Source organism: uncultured Odoribacter sp., from assembly GCF_937966165.1.
Lineage (GTDB): Bacteria > Bacteroidota > Bacteroidia > Bacteroidales > Marinifilaceae > Culturomica.
Genome location: NZ_CALCLB010000032.1, coordinates 60,239 through 75,352, shown reverse-complemented (window position 1 = coordinate 75,352; position 15,114 = coordinate 60,239). Strand labels below are relative to the sequence as shown.

14 protein-coding genes are annotated in these 15,114 nt (G+C 43.4%); all 14 read right to left on the bottom strand.

The window, feature by feature from the left end:
- Nucleotides 1-156: 156 nt before the first annotated feature.
- Nucleotides 157-2,121: an OPT family oligopeptide transporter gene (locus tag Q0465_RS12005; protein WP_298616604.1), complete on the bottom strand. Its 1,965-nt coding sequence runs from the start codon at nt 2,119-2,121 to the stop codon at nt 157-159.
- 406 nt (nt 2,122-2,527) lie between these two features.
- Nucleotides 2,528-3,238 (bottom strand): LytTR family DNA-binding domain-containing protein, encoded by a 711-nt coding sequence (locus Q0465_RS12000; protein ID WP_298616603.1) that lies wholly within the window; start codon nt 3,236-3,238, stop codon nt 2,528-2,530.
- Nucleotides 3,239-3,252: 14 nt separating this feature from the next.
- Nucleotides 3,253-4,293 (bottom strand): sensor histidine kinase, encoded by a 1,041-nt coding sequence (locus Q0465_RS11995; RefSeq protein WP_298616602.1) that lies wholly within the window; start codon nt 4,291-4,293, stop codon nt 3,253-3,255.
- Nucleotides 4,294-4,315: 22 nt separating this feature from the next.
- The gene (locus tag Q0465_RS11990; RefSeq protein ID WP_298616601.1) at nt 4,316-5,536 is read right to left on the bottom strand and encodes an ABC transporter permease; all 1,221 of its coding nucleotides are present in this window, start codon (nt 5,534-5,536) and stop codon (nt 4,316-4,318) included.
- A gap of 50 nt (nt 5,537-5,586) precedes the next feature.
- Nucleotides 5,587-6,327, bottom strand: a complete 741-nt coding sequence (locus Q0465_RS11985) for an ABC transporter ATP-binding protein (RefSeq protein ID WP_298616600.1) — start codon at nt 6,325-6,327, stop codon at nt 5,587-5,589.
- Between the two features lie 27 nt (nt 6,328-6,354).
- Nucleotides 6,355-7,566 carry an efflux RND transporter periplasmic adaptor subunit gene (locus tag Q0465_RS11980; RefSeq protein ID WP_298616599.1) on the bottom strand — a complete coding sequence of 404 codons (1,212 nt, stop codon included), beginning with the start codon at nt 7,564-7,566 and terminating at the stop codon, nt 6,355-6,357.
- Between the two features lie 11 nt (nt 7,567-7,577).
- Nucleotides 7,578-8,915, bottom strand: coding sequence for a TolC family protein (locus Q0465_RS11975; protein ID WP_298616598.1), 1,338 nt, complete (start codon nt 8,913-8,915; stop codon nt 7,578-7,580).
- Between the two features lie 702 nt (nt 8,916-9,617).
- Nucleotides 9,618-10,502 carry an ATP synthase F1 subunit gamma gene (gene atpG, locus Q0465_RS11970; RefSeq protein WP_298616597.1) on the bottom strand — a complete coding sequence of 295 codons (885 nt, stop codon included), beginning with the start codon at nt 10,500-10,502 and terminating at the stop codon, nt 9,618-9,620.
- A gap of 121 nt (nt 10,503-10,623) precedes the next feature.
- On the bottom strand, nt 10,624-12,201 hold the full coding sequence (gene atpA / locus Q0465_RS11965; protein WP_298616596.1) for a F0F1 ATP synthase subunit alpha: 1,578 nt from the start codon (nt 12,199-12,201) through the stop codon (nt 10,624-10,626).
- 69 nt (nt 12,202-12,270) lie between these two features.
- Nucleotides 12,271-12,810 carry a F0F1 ATP synthase subunit delta gene (locus Q0465_RS11960; RefSeq protein ID WP_298616595.1) on the bottom strand — a complete coding sequence of 180 codons (540 nt, stop codon included), beginning with the start codon at nt 12,808-12,810 and terminating at the stop codon, nt 12,271-12,273.
- Nucleotides 12,811-12,886: 76 nt separating this feature from the next.
- Nucleotides 12,887-13,384 carry a F0F1 ATP synthase subunit B gene (gene atpF / locus Q0465_RS11955; RefSeq protein ID WP_298616594.1) on the bottom strand — a complete coding sequence of 166 codons (498 nt, stop codon included), beginning with the start codon at nt 13,382-13,384 and terminating at the stop codon, nt 12,887-12,889.
- 54 nt (nt 13,385-13,438) lie between these two features.
- On the bottom strand, nt 13,439-13,693 hold the full coding sequence (gene atpE / locus Q0465_RS11950) for an ATP synthase F0 subunit C (protein WP_298616593.1): 255 nt from the start codon (nt 13,691-13,693) through the stop codon (nt 13,439-13,441).
- A gap of 54 nt (nt 13,694-13,747) precedes the next feature.
- Complete coding sequence (atpB, locus tag Q0465_RS11945; protein WP_298616592.1) at nt 13,748-14,803, bottom strand: F0F1 ATP synthase subunit A; 1,056 nt, start codon at nt 14,801-14,803, stop codon at nt 13,748-13,750.
- Nucleotides 14,804-14,871: 68 nt separating this feature from the next.
- The gene (locus Q0465_RS11940; protein ID WP_298616591.1) at nt 14,872-15,105 is read right to left on the bottom strand and encodes a F0F1 ATP synthase subunit epsilon; all 234 of its coding nucleotides are present in this window, start codon (nt 15,103-15,105) and stop codon (nt 14,872-14,874) included.
- Between the last annotated feature and the right edge of the window lie 9 nt (nt 15,106-15,114).

The window sequence follows — 15,114 nt, the reverse complement described above, 5'->3', positions numbered from 1 at the left end:
TCTTCATTTTTTATTTATTTATCCTCCAAAAGCCGAATAATTTATACGAAAATCCATCAGTCTAGTGTTTAAGTTTCTCCTCTCTCATGTCCGCATTTAAACCCTTATACACTTGAACATTTTCACATTTAAACAAACCCCTCCTTCCGTTTCGTTCTATTCCTTTTTTCCGCGCATAGCGTCCCAGATAAAGTAACCGATAATCACGATATACATCACTACTGCCAGCCATTCTGCTCCACTCCAAACCGTATACCAGTCGGCTCCGGCATATTTCAATATAGCACTGATTACTCCCATCAGGGCACCTCCGGCAATAAATCCGGAAGCAATCAGGGTTCCCCTGTCCCGTCTGGCCTTATTTATCCCCTCGTCCTTACTGCGGGTAGATACGAACCAACTCACCAAACCACCGATTAATAAAGGCGTATTCAGTTCCAGCGGAATAAACATTCCCAAGGCAAAAGCCAATGCCGGTACTCCGATCATTGTCAGAATCAGCGCCAATGCTGCTCCGGCAAAATACAACATCCAGGGAGTAGCGCCCCCTTCCATCAAGGGTTTGATTACCGCTGCCATCGCATTGGCCTGGGGAGCCACCAAAGCCCCTTCTCCGGTAAACCCGTAGGTTTTATTCAGAATAATCATTACTCCGGCAACTGTAGCAGCTGAAACAGCCGTACCCAAAAATTTCCAGGTTTCCTGTTTTGCCGGAGTCGTCCCCAGCCAGTAACCGATTTTCAAATCGGTAATAAAACCTCCGGCCATAGATAAAGCCGTACAAACCACTCCGCCGATTACCATAGCGGCCATCATACCATTGGTTCCGCTCAATCCTGCACTGACTAATACCAAAGAAGCCAGTATCAGCGTCATCAACGTCATCCCGGAAACCGGATTCGTCCCGACAATAGCAATGGCATTCGCCGCTACCGTAGTGAATAAGAACGAAATGACAAAAACAATCAAAATAGCAACTATGGTCTGAAACCAATTTCCCAATACACCGAACTGGAAAAACAGGAAAGTAGTGACCAAAGTAGCCAGAATACCGATCATGATAAACTTCATCGTCAGGTCTTTCTGGGTCCGTTCAACGGTTTCTTCGGCAGTCTTTTTCCCTTTCAATTCATTGACAGCCAAACCTACAGCCTGGCGGATAATTTTGGACGAGCGGATGATTCCGATAATACCGGCCATTGCGATACCGCCAATTCCGATATGACGGGCATAATTCCGGAATATTTCTTCCGGACTCATATCTCTTAATAGTGTAGTAATTCCTTCCCCTACCGCTATCGTCTGCCCATCTCCGAAATAACTGATAAAAGGAATCAATACAAACCATACGGCAAATGAACCGGCACAAATAATTGCAGCATATTTCAATCCGATAATATATCCTAACCCCAGCACGGCTGCACCCGTATTCACTTTAAATACCAATTTCAATTTCTCGGCCAATACTTCTCCGCAACCGACAATACGGGTAGAAATATTTTCTGTCCACCAGCCAAACGTACTGATAAAGAAATCGTACAAACCGCCGACCAATCCGCTAACAGCCAGCAACTTCGCCTGATTTCCCTTCTTTTCCCCCGACACCAGTACTTCAGTAGTCGCCGTAGCTTCCGGGAAAGGATATTTCCCATGCATATCCTTGACAAAATATTTCCGGAAAGGAATCAACATCAAAATACCCAATAAACCACCTAAAAGCGAAGAGAGAAAAATTTGATAGAACTCTGCTTCCAAGCCCAGGATATACAAAGCAGGTAAAGTAAAAATTGCCCCGGCTACGATTACCCCCGAGCTGGCTCCGATGGACTGAATGATCACATTCTGCCCCAGCATATTATTCTTTTTCGCTAAATTCCCCACTCCGACAGCAATAATAGCGATCGGGATAGCCGCTTCAAATACCTGACCAACTTTCAACCCCAGATATGCCGCCGCCGCAGAAAATATCACGGCCATAATGATACCGAAAACCACAGAATACAGGGTTACCTCCTTCGGCTTACTATTTGCCGGCATCATTGGTTTATATACCTCTCCCGGCTTCAGTTCCCGATATGCATTCTCGGGCAATGAGTTCAATTTCTGTTCCTCTTGTTCCATGCTATGTTTTGTTTTTGATTTTTTACACGCTTCCAAAGATAAATATTTTTAACAAAAATTCAAATGTATAATCAAAACCCGAAAAAGTTGCAGAAGTTAAAATCTCCTGAAGAATATTCAAGTTTCTCAAACACTTCTTTCCTGACAAAACCTGTACAGCACAAAACAGCAAAAACTTTTATTCTGAAAAATACAGAGAAAATGAAAGATACTTTCCGGTACGAAAAAATAGTTCATTTTACAGCATATAAAAGGCTACAGTTTTGATTGTACTGTAGCCTTTTTAAAAATGACTTTTTAACTTTGTTCATTTGTCCGGACCGGTATAATGCTTATACCAATCCTTGTATTTTTATCCCTGAGTATCTGCCCATTTTGAGAAATCGGGATATCATAAAACTCTTTCCTATCGGACTCCCCTTTCACTTAAAAAAGCGGCAAATTTATCTTTATAAGAATCCGAGACAGGAATATATTGTTTACCAAAAATGATACGGTTCCGTTCAATGACCTTAATTTTATCTCCCTGTACAATATAAGAACGATGTACACGGATAAAGTCCTCAGCCGGCAGTAATTCTTCCAGCGTTTTCATACTCATCAAGGAAACAAGAGGCTGCGGTTCATCTTCCAGGTAGATCTTTACGTAATCTTTCAGTCCTTCGATATAAAGAATTTTTTCCAGTTCGATCTGAACCAGCTTATACTCCGTCTTTACAAAGATATGTCTTAATTTAATCCTGTTTCCTTGTCTTGTCCGTTCATACCATTGCAAGGCCTTGTTGGCGGCCTGTAAGAAATCGGTATACGAAACCGGCTTTACCAGATAATCCAGGGCATTTACCTTATAGCTGTCCAGGGCATATTGTTCGAAAGCTGTAGTAAAGACAATCCGTGTCCGGTCTCCGACCATCCTGGAAAATTCCATTCCGTCCAATTCTGGCATCTGGATATCCAAAAAAAGCAGGTCCACATTTTCAAACGGCATCTCCTGCATCGCTGCCAGGGCACTGTTGTATTTTCCGCACAAAGTCAGAAAGGGTGTTTTTTGCACATAGCTCTCCAACAATCCCAGAGCCAGTGGCTCGTCATCAATGATACAACAATTCAAATTCATCTGCGCCTCCTTCTTTAAATTCTGATTCTCAATTCTGCTACAAATGTTTCTCCCTGTTTCTCCGCCACCAGAATAAAATGTCCCGGATAGAGGAGAGCCAACCGTTTCCGCAAATTTTCCAATCCGATCCCGGACCCGCTTCTATCCCCTTGTTTTTTAGGAAAATAACTGTTTTCCACCCGGCACAACACTTCCCTTTCTCCTACCGTATGCAAATCTATTGAAATAAAAGAAGGGGCCGTCGGGCTTACCCCGTGTTTGAACGCATTTTCCACCAGCGTAATGAAAAGCAACGGAGCAATTTCGACATTTCTCTCTGAATAAATATCCGTTTCAACGACAACCTCTTGCGGCAAACGGATTTTCATCAGAGCAATATAATTGTCGATAAACTCGATTTCTTTTGCCAAGGGGACTAAATTCTGATTGTTTTCATAAAGAATATACCTCAGTAAACGGCTTAAATCGTGTACTGCATGCTGGGCTGTCTCCGGATTAAAAGCAATCAAGGAATAAATATTATTGAGCGTATTGAATAAAAAATGGGGATTTAACTGATTTTTTAAACTCTTTAATTCAGCTTCGGCCCTTCCTTTTTCCAACTCCTTCCGTTCGGTTTCCATTTTATACCAATTTCCGGTTACCCGTATCGCTACACTCAATCCGGCAGTCAGTCCCATCAGCATAAAATCGCGGGAAATAACCATTACTTTCGGAGGTCCGGGATGAGCTGTAAAAGTATCCTTGAGAAAATTCTGGAAATAAAAATGCATCCAGGCATCCAGACAAAAACAAACAGCACTGATCAGCAGAATATTCAATACAATAAACTGAAACAGTTTTTTCCGGAAAAGAATACGGTCAATCCACCAGAAGTAGTTTATATAAAAAACGAGCATAAAGGCGACCGGCACAAATACATATCCCAGGTACCAGCGGAAGGTTATCGGATTCCCTTCCCGGCTGGCGAAAAAAAACGGAAAACCGAACATAATTCCCCAGCCGATCAGGTGAATTAACCACAATAGGGTTTGTCTTTTATCTGCTTGTTTCATAAAGCAAAGTTAAAGATTTTTTTTATTCATAACGAATGGCTTCAATCGGATCTAAATTGGAAGCTTTCTGTGCCGGATACCATCCGAAAAATATTCCTGTAACCGTACATACGATAAAAGAGAGAATGACCGAATACAATTGGACATAGACAGGCCAGCCGGCTATGGCTTTTACAATCCAGGAAGCACCGATACCCAGAACGACCCCTATAATTCCCCCTGTTACGCTGATCAATATTGCTTCAATCAGGAACTGGGCCAAAATATCCCGCCCTTTGGCTCCGATAGACATGCGTAAACCGATTTCCCGGGTCCGTTCTGTGACAGAAACATACATAATATTCATAATCCCAATCCCTCCTACTAATAAAGAGATTCCGGCAATACAGGCCAGAAGCATGGTCATCATGTCGGTTGTAGAATTCATCATCGTACTCAACTCCTGCTGGGAACGGATATTGAAATCATCCTCGTCCGTATCTTTCAGTTTATGGTTCCGGCGTAAAATATCGGAAATTTCTGCCTCGGCTTCCTCCGTTCGGTCCTCGGTGACTGCCGAACAGAATATACTTTGTAAATGAGTTATTGCCAAAACCCTTTTTTGTATCGTCGTATAAGGAGCCAGAATAAGGTCGTCCTGGTCCATCCCCATAGTGTTATATCCCTTGGAAGTCAGTACCCCTATCACCCGGAAAGGAATCTTCCCGAAACGTATAATCTTTCCGACAGGTTCTTCCCCGTTGGTAAAAAGGTTATCTACTATTGTCTTTCCGATTACACAAACCTTAGCCGAGCTCAGTATATCCTGATCGGAAAACATTTCGCCTCCGGCTACGGAATATTTCCGGATTTCCAGGTAATCCGGATTCACCCCATAGACAGTAGTCGGATAGTTATTGGCTCCGTAGATCGTCTGTCCTCCGCTGCTTACGGAAGGAGAACAGGCTGATACGAAACGGGCTTCCTCCACAATGGAATGATAATCCTCCAGTTTCAGACTTTGCATAGCGGAAGCATCCAGACGGACTCCTCCACGCATATCGGCTCCCGGATGAATCATAATCATATTCGATCCCATCTCTGCAATCTGAGCCCGGATACTCCGCTTGGATCCCTGTCCGATAGCCAGCATCGTAATCACAGAAGCCACCCCGATAATAATTCCCAGCATTGTCAGAAATCCCCTCATCTTATTGTTTCCCAAAGCCCGTAAAGCTATTCTGAATAAATTCGTAAAGTTCATTCTCTTTCATTTTAAATTTGGACAAAAAGCGGATTCTTTCTGTCTTTCCATCAATCCTCCGCCTTCGGCATAGCTGCCAGAGCTTCTTTAACAGAAGCAATATGCTCATTTTCTGTATCCTGTATTATTCTTCCGTCTTTCAGTATAATCGTACGGCTGCTATAAGCCGAAATCTCAGGATTATGCGTTACAAATACAATGGTCCGCCCCCGGGCGTATAAATCCTGAAACAAACTCAGGATCTCAAAGGAAGTCCGGGTGTCCAGATTTCCCGTTGCTTCATCAGCCAGTATCAATACAGGGTCGTTCACTAACGCCCGGGCAATGGCCACCCGCTGCTGCTGCCCTCCGGACATCTGATTGGATTTATGATAAAGCCGGTCGTGCAATCCTACAGCCTCTAAGGCCGCTATTGCCCGTCGTTCTCTCTCCTTAGCAGACACTGCCGGATTGTACATTAACGGCAATTCCACATTCTCAATAGCAGTTGTCTTGGGTAACAAATTATACGACTGAAATACAAACCCGATTTTGTGGTTTCTCAATTCCGCCCGTTCATTTTTCCCCATTTGCCGTACAGAATATCCATCCAGCCAGTAATCCCCGGCAGTGGGAGTATCCAAACAGCCTAAAATATTCAGAAGAGTTGATTTCCCGGACCCGCTGGTTCCCATGATGGTTACAAATTCTCCGGGACGGATGACAAAAGACACCTCCCTCAAAGCGTGCACCTTCTCATTTCCGACCCAAAAATCCCGCTTTAAATTTTTCAATTCAATAATTGCATTCATTTTCCGAAAACATTTAAACCTGAAATTTTAGTTTTTTGCCTTATTTTTCTTTTGGCCGGGAGGTTTAGGCATAAAAGGACTCGTTTCGCCTTCGCCGGGTGCAGGCTTTCCGATAGTTCCCTTCCTGACCCCCACCATTTCTACTACAACTTCCTCATTTTCCCCCACACCCTCTACAATTTCAACCAGGGAATTGACGGTCGTTCCGGTCGTAACCTCTTTTTCCTGTAAAGTGAATCCTTCCTTTACCCATACGGTTTTTTGCAAAGCAGTATTCTCCACATCAATAGCATATACCCTGTATCCGTTTGCCTGTGCAATCTGCTCATCCGGCACAAACTTCAGCGCTTTGGCAGGGATTACGGGTACATTTTCTTTTTCCAAAGTATAAATAGACACCGTAGCAGTCAAGCCGGGTTTCAGCTTCAGGTCGGGATTCGGAGCACTGATTACCACCTCATAAGTTACGACATTGGATTCGACGGTAGCTTCCAAACGAACCTGAGTTACTTCTCCTTCAAACAGGTCATTGGGATAAGCATCGACAGAAAAAGTTACCCGCTGCCCTTCCCCGACCTGACCGATATCGGCCTCATCTACATCGGCTACCACCTGCATTTCAGTCAGATCCCTAGCTATTGTAAACAGCGTAGGGGTTTCAAAACCGGCAGCCACCGTCTGCCCTTCCTCTACTTCCCGGCTGATCACCACTCCGTCTATCGGACTGGTGATAACGGCATATCCCAGATTTCTCCGTACTTTTATGATATCTGCCCTTGACTTTTCATAAGAACTTTTCGCCTTTTCGTAATCATAAGTAGCCGTTTCATAATCGCTATCGCTGATCAGCTTTTTTTCAAACAGCACCTTTTTACGGGCATAATTTTTCTGCTGATAGTCGAATTCCGCCTTCGCATTGGCAAGGACTGCCTCCTGGGATTCGAGTTCTGCCTGTAAGGTTACTTTATCCATCTCAGCGATCAGCTGTCCCTTTTTTACGACACTGTTGTAATCCACATAAATCTTATCGATAATGCCGGAGACCTGTGTACCGACATCCACTTTCGTCACCGGCTCCACAGTACCGGTAGCCGAAACCATATTCGACATAGAACCACGCCTTACCTTTACCGTTTCCCAGTCCACTTTTCCCTTATCAGAAGCTCCCAGGAAAAAATAGCCGCACAATCCGATAACGACAATAGCGCCTCCGATTGTTATCAGTTTACTCTTTTTCATGCTATATTGATTTAAATATTATCTGTATTATTCTGCCGACGGCCCAATTGAATTCCTTTCCCCTGGTAAAAACCCAATAATTGCTGGCTCAAAATAGCCATATATTTAGCCTGAACAATCTCCTGTTGAGCTATCAGTAAATTATTCTTTTCCGTAAGCATTTCCAGCGTATTTTTCATTCCCAGATTAAATTGTTCCTGTACCAGTGTAAAACTCTGGCGGGCAGCATTCACACTTTCCATAGCCGAGCGATAACGATCCTGGGAAGAAACGGCGTCCAGATAGACGGTCTCCACCGTTTTCAGTAAATCTTTCTGGGTATTCAGATAATCCAAATCTGCATCTTCTACTTTTAAACGGGCAATCTTCAGGGCAGACTTATTTTTCCGGTTACTGTAAATCGGAATACTCAGTGTCACCCCTATGCTCTCATTAAAATTATTTTTCATCTGGTTTGAAAAGGAATAACCGGATCCGGAAAGATGACTGCTTCCTATTCCGGCCGTCAGATCTAAGGAAGGCAAATACCCGGAACGGGCAATCGCCACATCATATTCCGCAGCACTTACAGCCAGCCGGCCATTTTTAATCTCCGGCATAAAATCAAGGGCTGCAGCATAGATAACTTCTTTGGAAGGTAAAACTTGCAATACTTCATTTTCTTGAATTTCAGGAATATCCAATTCTATAACAGCGGATATATCCAGTTCCAATAATTGCTTCAGTTCCAACTTCTTTTCATCCAATGCTGTCTGAGCCACTACCAACTGATACTTATCTGCACTGTATTGGGATAGCAGTTGAGCCAGATCACTCTGCGCGATATCCCCGGCAGCATACAACTCCCGGGCTCTTTCACACTGAGCTTCAGAAATCTCTACCGTTTTTTTGTTGATTTCTACTGACTCAGCAGCATATAAAACCTGCAAATAACCCTCTGTAATAGCAATTTCAATATTATTTTCGGCTTCCTGAATATACAATTCCTGTATTTTATTCTGCAATTCCTGTTGCCGGATGTTCAAACGCAATTCTCCTCCCCGGTAAAGACTTACAGAGGAATTGAAACCATAAGTACCCGTATAGCTATTTTTATCTGTATCCGTCGTTTTGGGGTGATTGACCAAACTTTGTCCGGAAGAAAAGGACAGGGAAGGGAAAAGCTGCGCCCGGGATTGTAAGGTGTTCTCCTTGCTTTCTTCCCATGCAATTTTACTCTTTCTCACCTGGATATTCTGTTCCAGGGCATAGTCGATGCAATCCTGTAAACTCCACGTTTTCTCCTGAGCTTTCCCCGGTGAAATCATTCCCAGGATAAAAAGTATAACCGAAATAATAACCCTCTTCATAATCGTCTTATTTTTGTTTTAATAAGTTTGATTTCGGCCTTGCCATGAGGCCTTACAAACATTTTATATAAACAAAAATAAAAGATGTAGCTGCAAGGGACAATTTTATTAGACATACCCCTTGTTTCTGTCGACGAATCCGCCGTTTAAACCGATAAATACATGGCTTAAAATACCGATACAAACCGGAACATAAAGTCTGTTTTCTACGACCGGTCAGATTTTCCGGGAGCAATACCCCAGAGGGTCCCGCTCTGATAGAATTACTGAAGCCGCCCTTTGGGCGGCTTCACACAAACCTAATCACTCTAAACTAACTAAACCTGTATTACTTTGTATGTTTTCTACTTATTTCACTCAGCAATCGTTTCACAAAATCCCGTTGAGAGAATTAATAATAAACGATTGGTGCTTTTCCAATCAGATTTTACAAACACTTTTCACTTCACTCACACAAAAATAAAAAAAGAGCAGTTAAAGAACAATTTTATTATACGAATTCCCTATTTATACTGATTAATCCTTTATTTATACCGACCAACACCCATAAAGTACCTATCAACTGAAACGTAAAATCAATTTCTGCTGCAGGAAAGATCCAAACGAACGAAAGTTTTATAACAAAAAAGAATGCATACACCACAATTACTTCCTGGACAATCCCTTATACTGAGAATCAAGCTTAAACAACCGGCTCTGCTTTTACTCCTGTACGTTTCCTCCGGCCATATCCAGTAATTCTGTGGTAATTCCCTGCTGCCGCAGCTTATTGTATTCCAATTGTAAATTACCCAGCAATTTATAGGCATTGTCACTGGCCATCTGCATAGCCACTATTCGTACAGCCTGCTCTGAAGTTTGATTTTCCAATAACACCTTATAAAACATTGTCCGGACAATTAAAGGATATAAAATTTCAAAAATTTCCCGGCATCCGGGTTCATAAATATAAATCAATTGCTTTTCCTGACGGTCGGGACCAGCCTGTTCATCCTGTTTATGAGGCCTCAGTGGCAACAAATGTAAGCGTTCTACCGTCTGGGTTCCCATACTTTTAAAATGCGTATAAATCACTTCCACCCGGTCGATCTCCCCCGTTTGAAAGCGGCCGATCAGTTCGTCCGACAAGGCTTTGACCCCCTCCGCATACTGAGCGGCAGCAAATAAATCCGGCACTTCCCTGAAGCTGATATTCTTCATCCGCTTCACATCCCCTACGATCTTCTTTCCCACAGCATACACATCCGGTTGCATAATTCCCTGCGAACGGTATTCTTCTACTGCCTGGACTAACTTTTTATATATATTGATATTAAAAGCTCCGCACAGTCCTTCATCCGATCCCAGCACCACCAAGGCAACCTGATGTATGTCCCGTTCCTGCCGTAAAGGGGAAATAAAATCGCAATCCCTCTCATTCACATGATTCAATATAGACCGCAATTGTTCTTCATAAGGCATGGCCCGGTTCAACGCAATCTCTGCTTTCCGTAGCCGGGCAGATGAAATCATCTTCATCGCCCCGGTAATTTTCTGAGAAGATTGGACAGACCCAATCCTTCGCTTCAATTCACGCATTGTTGCCATAAATACCTTCTTTTATTTCCCTTGTACTAAAAGAAATTCCTTTCATTTCAGTCTTCTACCCTTTTATTTGTCCATTATACTTTTGAAAACGTCTTTTTACCTCTCCCCCTTTTACAAACGCTTAAATTTTAAAACGTTCTGTTACCTCCGCTGCGACAGCCGTCATCAGTTCCTCCACTTTCTCATCCAGAATTCCTTCTTTCAAGCGATCCAATACTTCTTCACGGTAGCGGGCATGCAAGAGTTCCAGATACAATTTTTCAAAATCCGACACATGGTGTAAAGGCACCTCTTTCAACAATCCCTGCGTACCACAATAAATGACCGCCACCTCTTCTTCTACCGGCATAGGGGAATACTGCGGCTGTATCAGTAATCTTGCATTTTTACGTCCTTTATCAATTACCATAGCCGTCACGGGGTCCATATCTCCTCCGAATTTAGAAAATGCCTCCAGTTCCCGGTACTGGGCCTGATCGATTTTTAACGTTCCCGCTATTTTTTTCATTGATTTCAACTGTGCGTTTCCTCCCACACGGGATACGGATATTCCTACGTTTATGGCCGGTCGTGTTCCTTCGTTAAACAAGGCTGTATCCAAAAAAATCTGTCCGTCGGTAATAGAAATCACATTGGTCGGAATATATGCCGAAACATCGCCTGCCTGAGTCTCAATGATCGGTAAAGCCGTCAAAGACCCGCCTCCTTTTATGACAGGCCTCAGCACTTCCGGCAAATCGTTCATCTGAGCAGCGACTTCATCGTTGGAAATAATACGGGCTGCCCTCTCCAACAAACGGGAATGCAGATAAAATATATCTCCCGGGTAAGCTTCCCTTCCGGAAGGACGCCTCAGAATCAGGGAAATCTCCCGGTAAGCTACTGCCTGTTTGGAGAGATCGTCGTATACCACCAGGGCATTTCGCCCGCTATCCCGAAAATATTCTCCGATAGATGCCCCCGCAAACGGTGCATAATAACGCATAGCTGCCGAATCGGATGCGTTGGCAGCTACGATAATACAATATTCCAAAGCTCCTTTTTCCCGCAACGTATTCACTAAAGTAGCTACAGACGAAGCCTTTTGTCCGATAGCGACATAGATACAATATACCGGATCTCCCTTCCGGAAATTTTCCCTTTGGTTGAGTATCGTATCGACAGCAATGGCCGTTTTTCCGGTCTGACGGTCACCGATAATCAACTCCCGTTGTCCCCGGCCGATAGGGACCATCGAATCGACAGCCTTGATCCCGGTCTGCAAAGGTTCCTTCACCGGTTGCCGGAAAATAACCCCCGGTGCTTTCCGTTCCAATGGCAACTCCAGTGTTTCCCCTTCAATCGGTCCGGCCCCGTCAATAGGGTCCCCCAAGGTATTTACTACCCTTCCCAACAAACCTTCCCCAACTTTTATGGAAGCAATATGTCCGGTCCGTTTCACCGTAAAATTTTCTTTTACCCGGTCACCTGCATTCATCAGAATAACTCCTACATTATCCTGTTCCAGATTCATCGCTACCCCCCTCACTCCATTTTCGAATTCCACCAATTCGCTAGAACGTACATTGTCCAATCCAAACACGTGAGCCACCCCGTCGCCTACTTCCAAAACGGTTCCAACTTCCTCAAAAACGGTCTTCGTATCTATTCCTTTAAGCTGCATTTCGAGTATATTCGAAACTTCATCCACTTTACTCATAACATTTTTCTTTTAATTCCCTTACATAACTCATTTTCCCGGAATTTTTCTTTCCCTTTTATCCGTTTCTCACACTTTCAACATTTCCGAACGAATCTGTTTCAATTCTTTTCTCACAGAAGCATCCAACTCTTCCGAACCGATTTTCAAAATAAAGCCACCGATGATCTGAGGATCTACGGAACTGTAAAATTCTACCCGCCTGGAGGTATGTTCAGTCACCAATTTTTTGATCTTTTCCATTACGGCCGGCTCCAATTCCCGGGCCGTGATAATATTCACCCGGATAATACCGTTTGCTTTGCGATAAATATCCTCATATATCAACGCAATAGTTCTCATATAACTCTCCCGGTGATTCCTGATCAGTAACCGGATAGCCCGTATATATGCCTCTCCCGGTTCAATTCCGATAGCCGTCGAAAGCAATAATTCCTTATCCTTCGGAGACAGCACAGGATTCAACAAAGCTTTCTGCAAATCCGGATAAGCTCCGTAATTATCCAAAAATAACTTCATTTTCTCATAGACCAATTCCTCTACTCCCAGTTCTTTCGCGTACCGGAACAAAGCTTTTGCATACCGCTGTGAGATTAATCCTTCGTTCATGTGTTATCCTTTCTACTGAAATTTACGGCTATTCTCTTCCGGAGTTTACGAAAAAAACGTAAACTACTCCTTTTCATCAATTTTTATTCTCCAGTTCATCCAGAAATTTTTCCACCATTTTCTCCTGAGCTTCCTTTCCGGATAAATCTTCCCGAATCACTTTCCCGGCAATCTCCAGTGACAATTTGCTCACTCTCCGGCGCATCTGTACTTCTGCTTCTCTTTTTGTCTGTTCAGCTGCCAAACGGGCTGCTTCCAATACTTTCTGAGCTTCCTGCGACGCTGCTTTCCGGGCCTCCCTGACAATATTCTCTTTCAACCGCTGGGCTTCCTGTAAGATCTCCAGCTGCCGCCGCTGAGCCTCTGAATATAAAGCTTTTGCATCCTTTTCCGCCTGTCTCTTTTCTTCTATCGCCTGCTGGGCATACTGCACCCCTTTGTCGATAAAATCGGCCCGTTCGTCCACACTTTTGATAATCATTGGCCAGGCAAACTTTGCCAATATTCCCAAAAGAATCAGAAAAACGACCAACATCCAGAATACCAGTCCGAATTCCGGCTCAAATAATGCCATAATCTTATTTTTTATTGAAAAAGGACGATTCCATTTCCTCTTCCGGAGTTAATCCTATACAAACAAGGCGATAATACAAACAATAATCGCAAACAATGCCACTCCCTCTATCAAAGCAGCTATTACAATCATATTTGTCCGGATACTGTTCGTTTCTTCCGGCTGACGCGCAATCGCATCCATGGCATTTGCACCGATTTTACCGATACCGATCCCGGCCCCGATAGCAGCTAAACCCGCTCCGATACAAGCACCTATTTTTGCCAGACTCAATCCGGCCGCCATTTGTAATGCAATAAAACTTAACATACTTCTCAATTTTAAATCGTTATCAATATTTCATTATTTCTTCTCCGATACAGTTCAGGAAGCAGATTTACTTCCTACCCTTGCCAAACTAATAAATATAGTCGACAGCATCATAAATACATACGCCTGTATAAAACAAATCAAAAAATCGATCAGATTCATAAATACGGCAAACAGTACAGCAATCACCGTGGAACCAGCCATGGCAGCTGTTCCCAACGCTCCGAAAACAAATATCAGTGCAATCAATACCAAGGTAATCAAATGACCGGCCATCATATTGGCAAACAAACGGATCATCAAAGCGACCGGCTTCGTAAATACGCCAAAGATTTCTATCAAAGGCAAAATCGGTAACGGAAATTTTAACCATGCCGGGACATCCGGCCATACAATCTCTTTCCAATATTTTTTGGTTCCCGATACATTCACTACCACAAATGTGCACAAAGCCAATACCAAGGTAACCGATATATTCCCCATTACATTTGCCCCTCCCGGAAAAACGACAATCATGCCGAGCCAGTTGGAAAATAAAATGAAGAAAAACAATGTCAGTAAATACGGGGCAAACCGCCGGGCTTCCCCTTCCAATACAGCTACGATTACCTCCTTATACACCATATCAATAATCATTTCTATCAAGCCTAAGCCCCGGCGGGGCGCTACAAGCGGATTCCGACGGTACCAACGTTTCAGGGGGAAAAGTACCCACATGACAACGATAGCTGTAATGAATAAAGCCAATACATTTTTCGTTACGGACAAATCCAGAGGCCTGTATAGCTTTCCCTCCTTCTCCCCAACCACTTTCCCATCATACTCTCCACCGGAAGCAATGTAAAATCCCTCATACGACTTTCCCTCCCGTAAACGGGAAGAACTGAAAATATACCACCCTTCTTCCCCATGCACAATAACCGGTAAGGGAATCTGAATACTCCTTCCATGCGGTAAAGTAATATTCCATCCGTATTCATCCCCCAAATGACTGAAAATGGCATCCTTCGGATTGAAAGTATTTTTCTCCTTTCCCTGCTCCGCTGCAAAAGCTCCAGCAGTAAACAGAAAAAGAAACAAAACAGACAAACATATAATTATTTTTCTCATATTCAGTATTTTGAACAAAAGCCTTCCCTATCCCTCGTTCCGTAGGAGCCATACTGCCTGTACCCCTTTTAATTCAGACATACGGCAATCCGGTTGGCTCTTACCTCTACAATTCCACCCGTTACAGCAATCTTTGCCTCCTTACCTTCAGTGAAATACACAATCTCTCCCGGTAGAAGGGTCGAAATCAAAGGAGCATGATTCTCCAATACGGTAAAAGGACCGCAACTTCCGGGCAAAGTCACCCGGTCGACTGCCCCGTCAAAAAGAATCTTCTCTGTAGATATGACTCTTAATATCATAATTTCCAT

Excerpts from the sequence above, each read along its gene's own strand:
- Q0465_RS11995 (WP_298616602.1), bottom strand. The coding sequence starts at position 4,293 with ATGAAACAAGCAGATAAAAGACAAACCCTATTGTGGTTAATTCACCTG.
- atpA (WP_298616596.1), bottom strand. The coding sequence starts at position 12,201 with ATGAGTAAAGTGGATGAAGTTTCGAATATACTCGAAATGCAGCTTAAA.
- Q0465_RS12000 (WP_298616603.1), bottom strand. The coding sequence starts at position 3,238 with ATGAATTTGAATTGTTGTATCATTGATGACGAGCCACTGGCTCTGGGA.
- Q0465_RS11940 (WP_298616591.1), bottom strand. The coding sequence starts at position 15,105 with ATGATATTAAGAGTCATATCTACAGAGAAGATTCTTTTTGACGGGGCA.
- atpE (WP_298616593.1), bottom strand. The coding sequence starts at position 13,693 with ATGTTAAGTTTTATTGCATTACAAATGGCGGCCGGATTGAGTCTGGCA.
- Q0465_RS11990 (WP_298616601.1), bottom strand. The coding sequence starts at position 5,536 with ATGAACTTTACGAATTTATTCAGAATAGCTTTACGGGCTTTGGGAAAC.
- Q0465_RS12005 (WP_298616604.1), bottom strand. The coding sequence starts at position 2,121 with ATGGAACAAGAGGAACAGAAATTGAACTCATTGCCCGAGAATGCATAT.
- Q0465_RS11960 (WP_298616595.1), bottom strand. The coding sequence starts at position 12,810 with ATGAACGAAGGATTAATCTCACAGCGGTATGCAAAAGCTTTGTTCCGG.
- atpG (WP_298616597.1), bottom strand. The coding sequence starts at position 10,502 with ATGGCAACAATGCGTGAATTGAAGCGAAGGATTGGGTCTGTCCAATCT.
- Q0465_RS11985 (WP_298616600.1), bottom strand. The coding sequence starts at position 6,327 with ATGAATGCAATTATTGAATTGAAAAATTTAAAGCGGGATTTTTGGGTC.
- Q0465_RS11980 (WP_298616599.1), bottom strand. The coding sequence starts at position 7,566 with ATGAAAAAGAGTAAACTGATAACAATCGGAGGCGCTATTGTCGTTATC.
- Q0465_RS11975 (WP_298616598.1), bottom strand. The coding sequence starts at position 8,915 with ATGAAGAGGGTTATTATTTCGGTTATACTTTTTATCCTGGGAATGATT.
- atpF (WP_298616594.1), bottom strand. The coding sequence starts at position 13,384 with ATGGCATTATTTGAGCCGGAATTCGGACTGGTATTCTGGATGTTGGTC.
- atpB (WP_298616592.1), bottom strand. The coding sequence starts at position 14,803 with ATGAGAAAAATAATTATATGTTTGTCTGTTTTGTTTCTTTTTCTGTTT.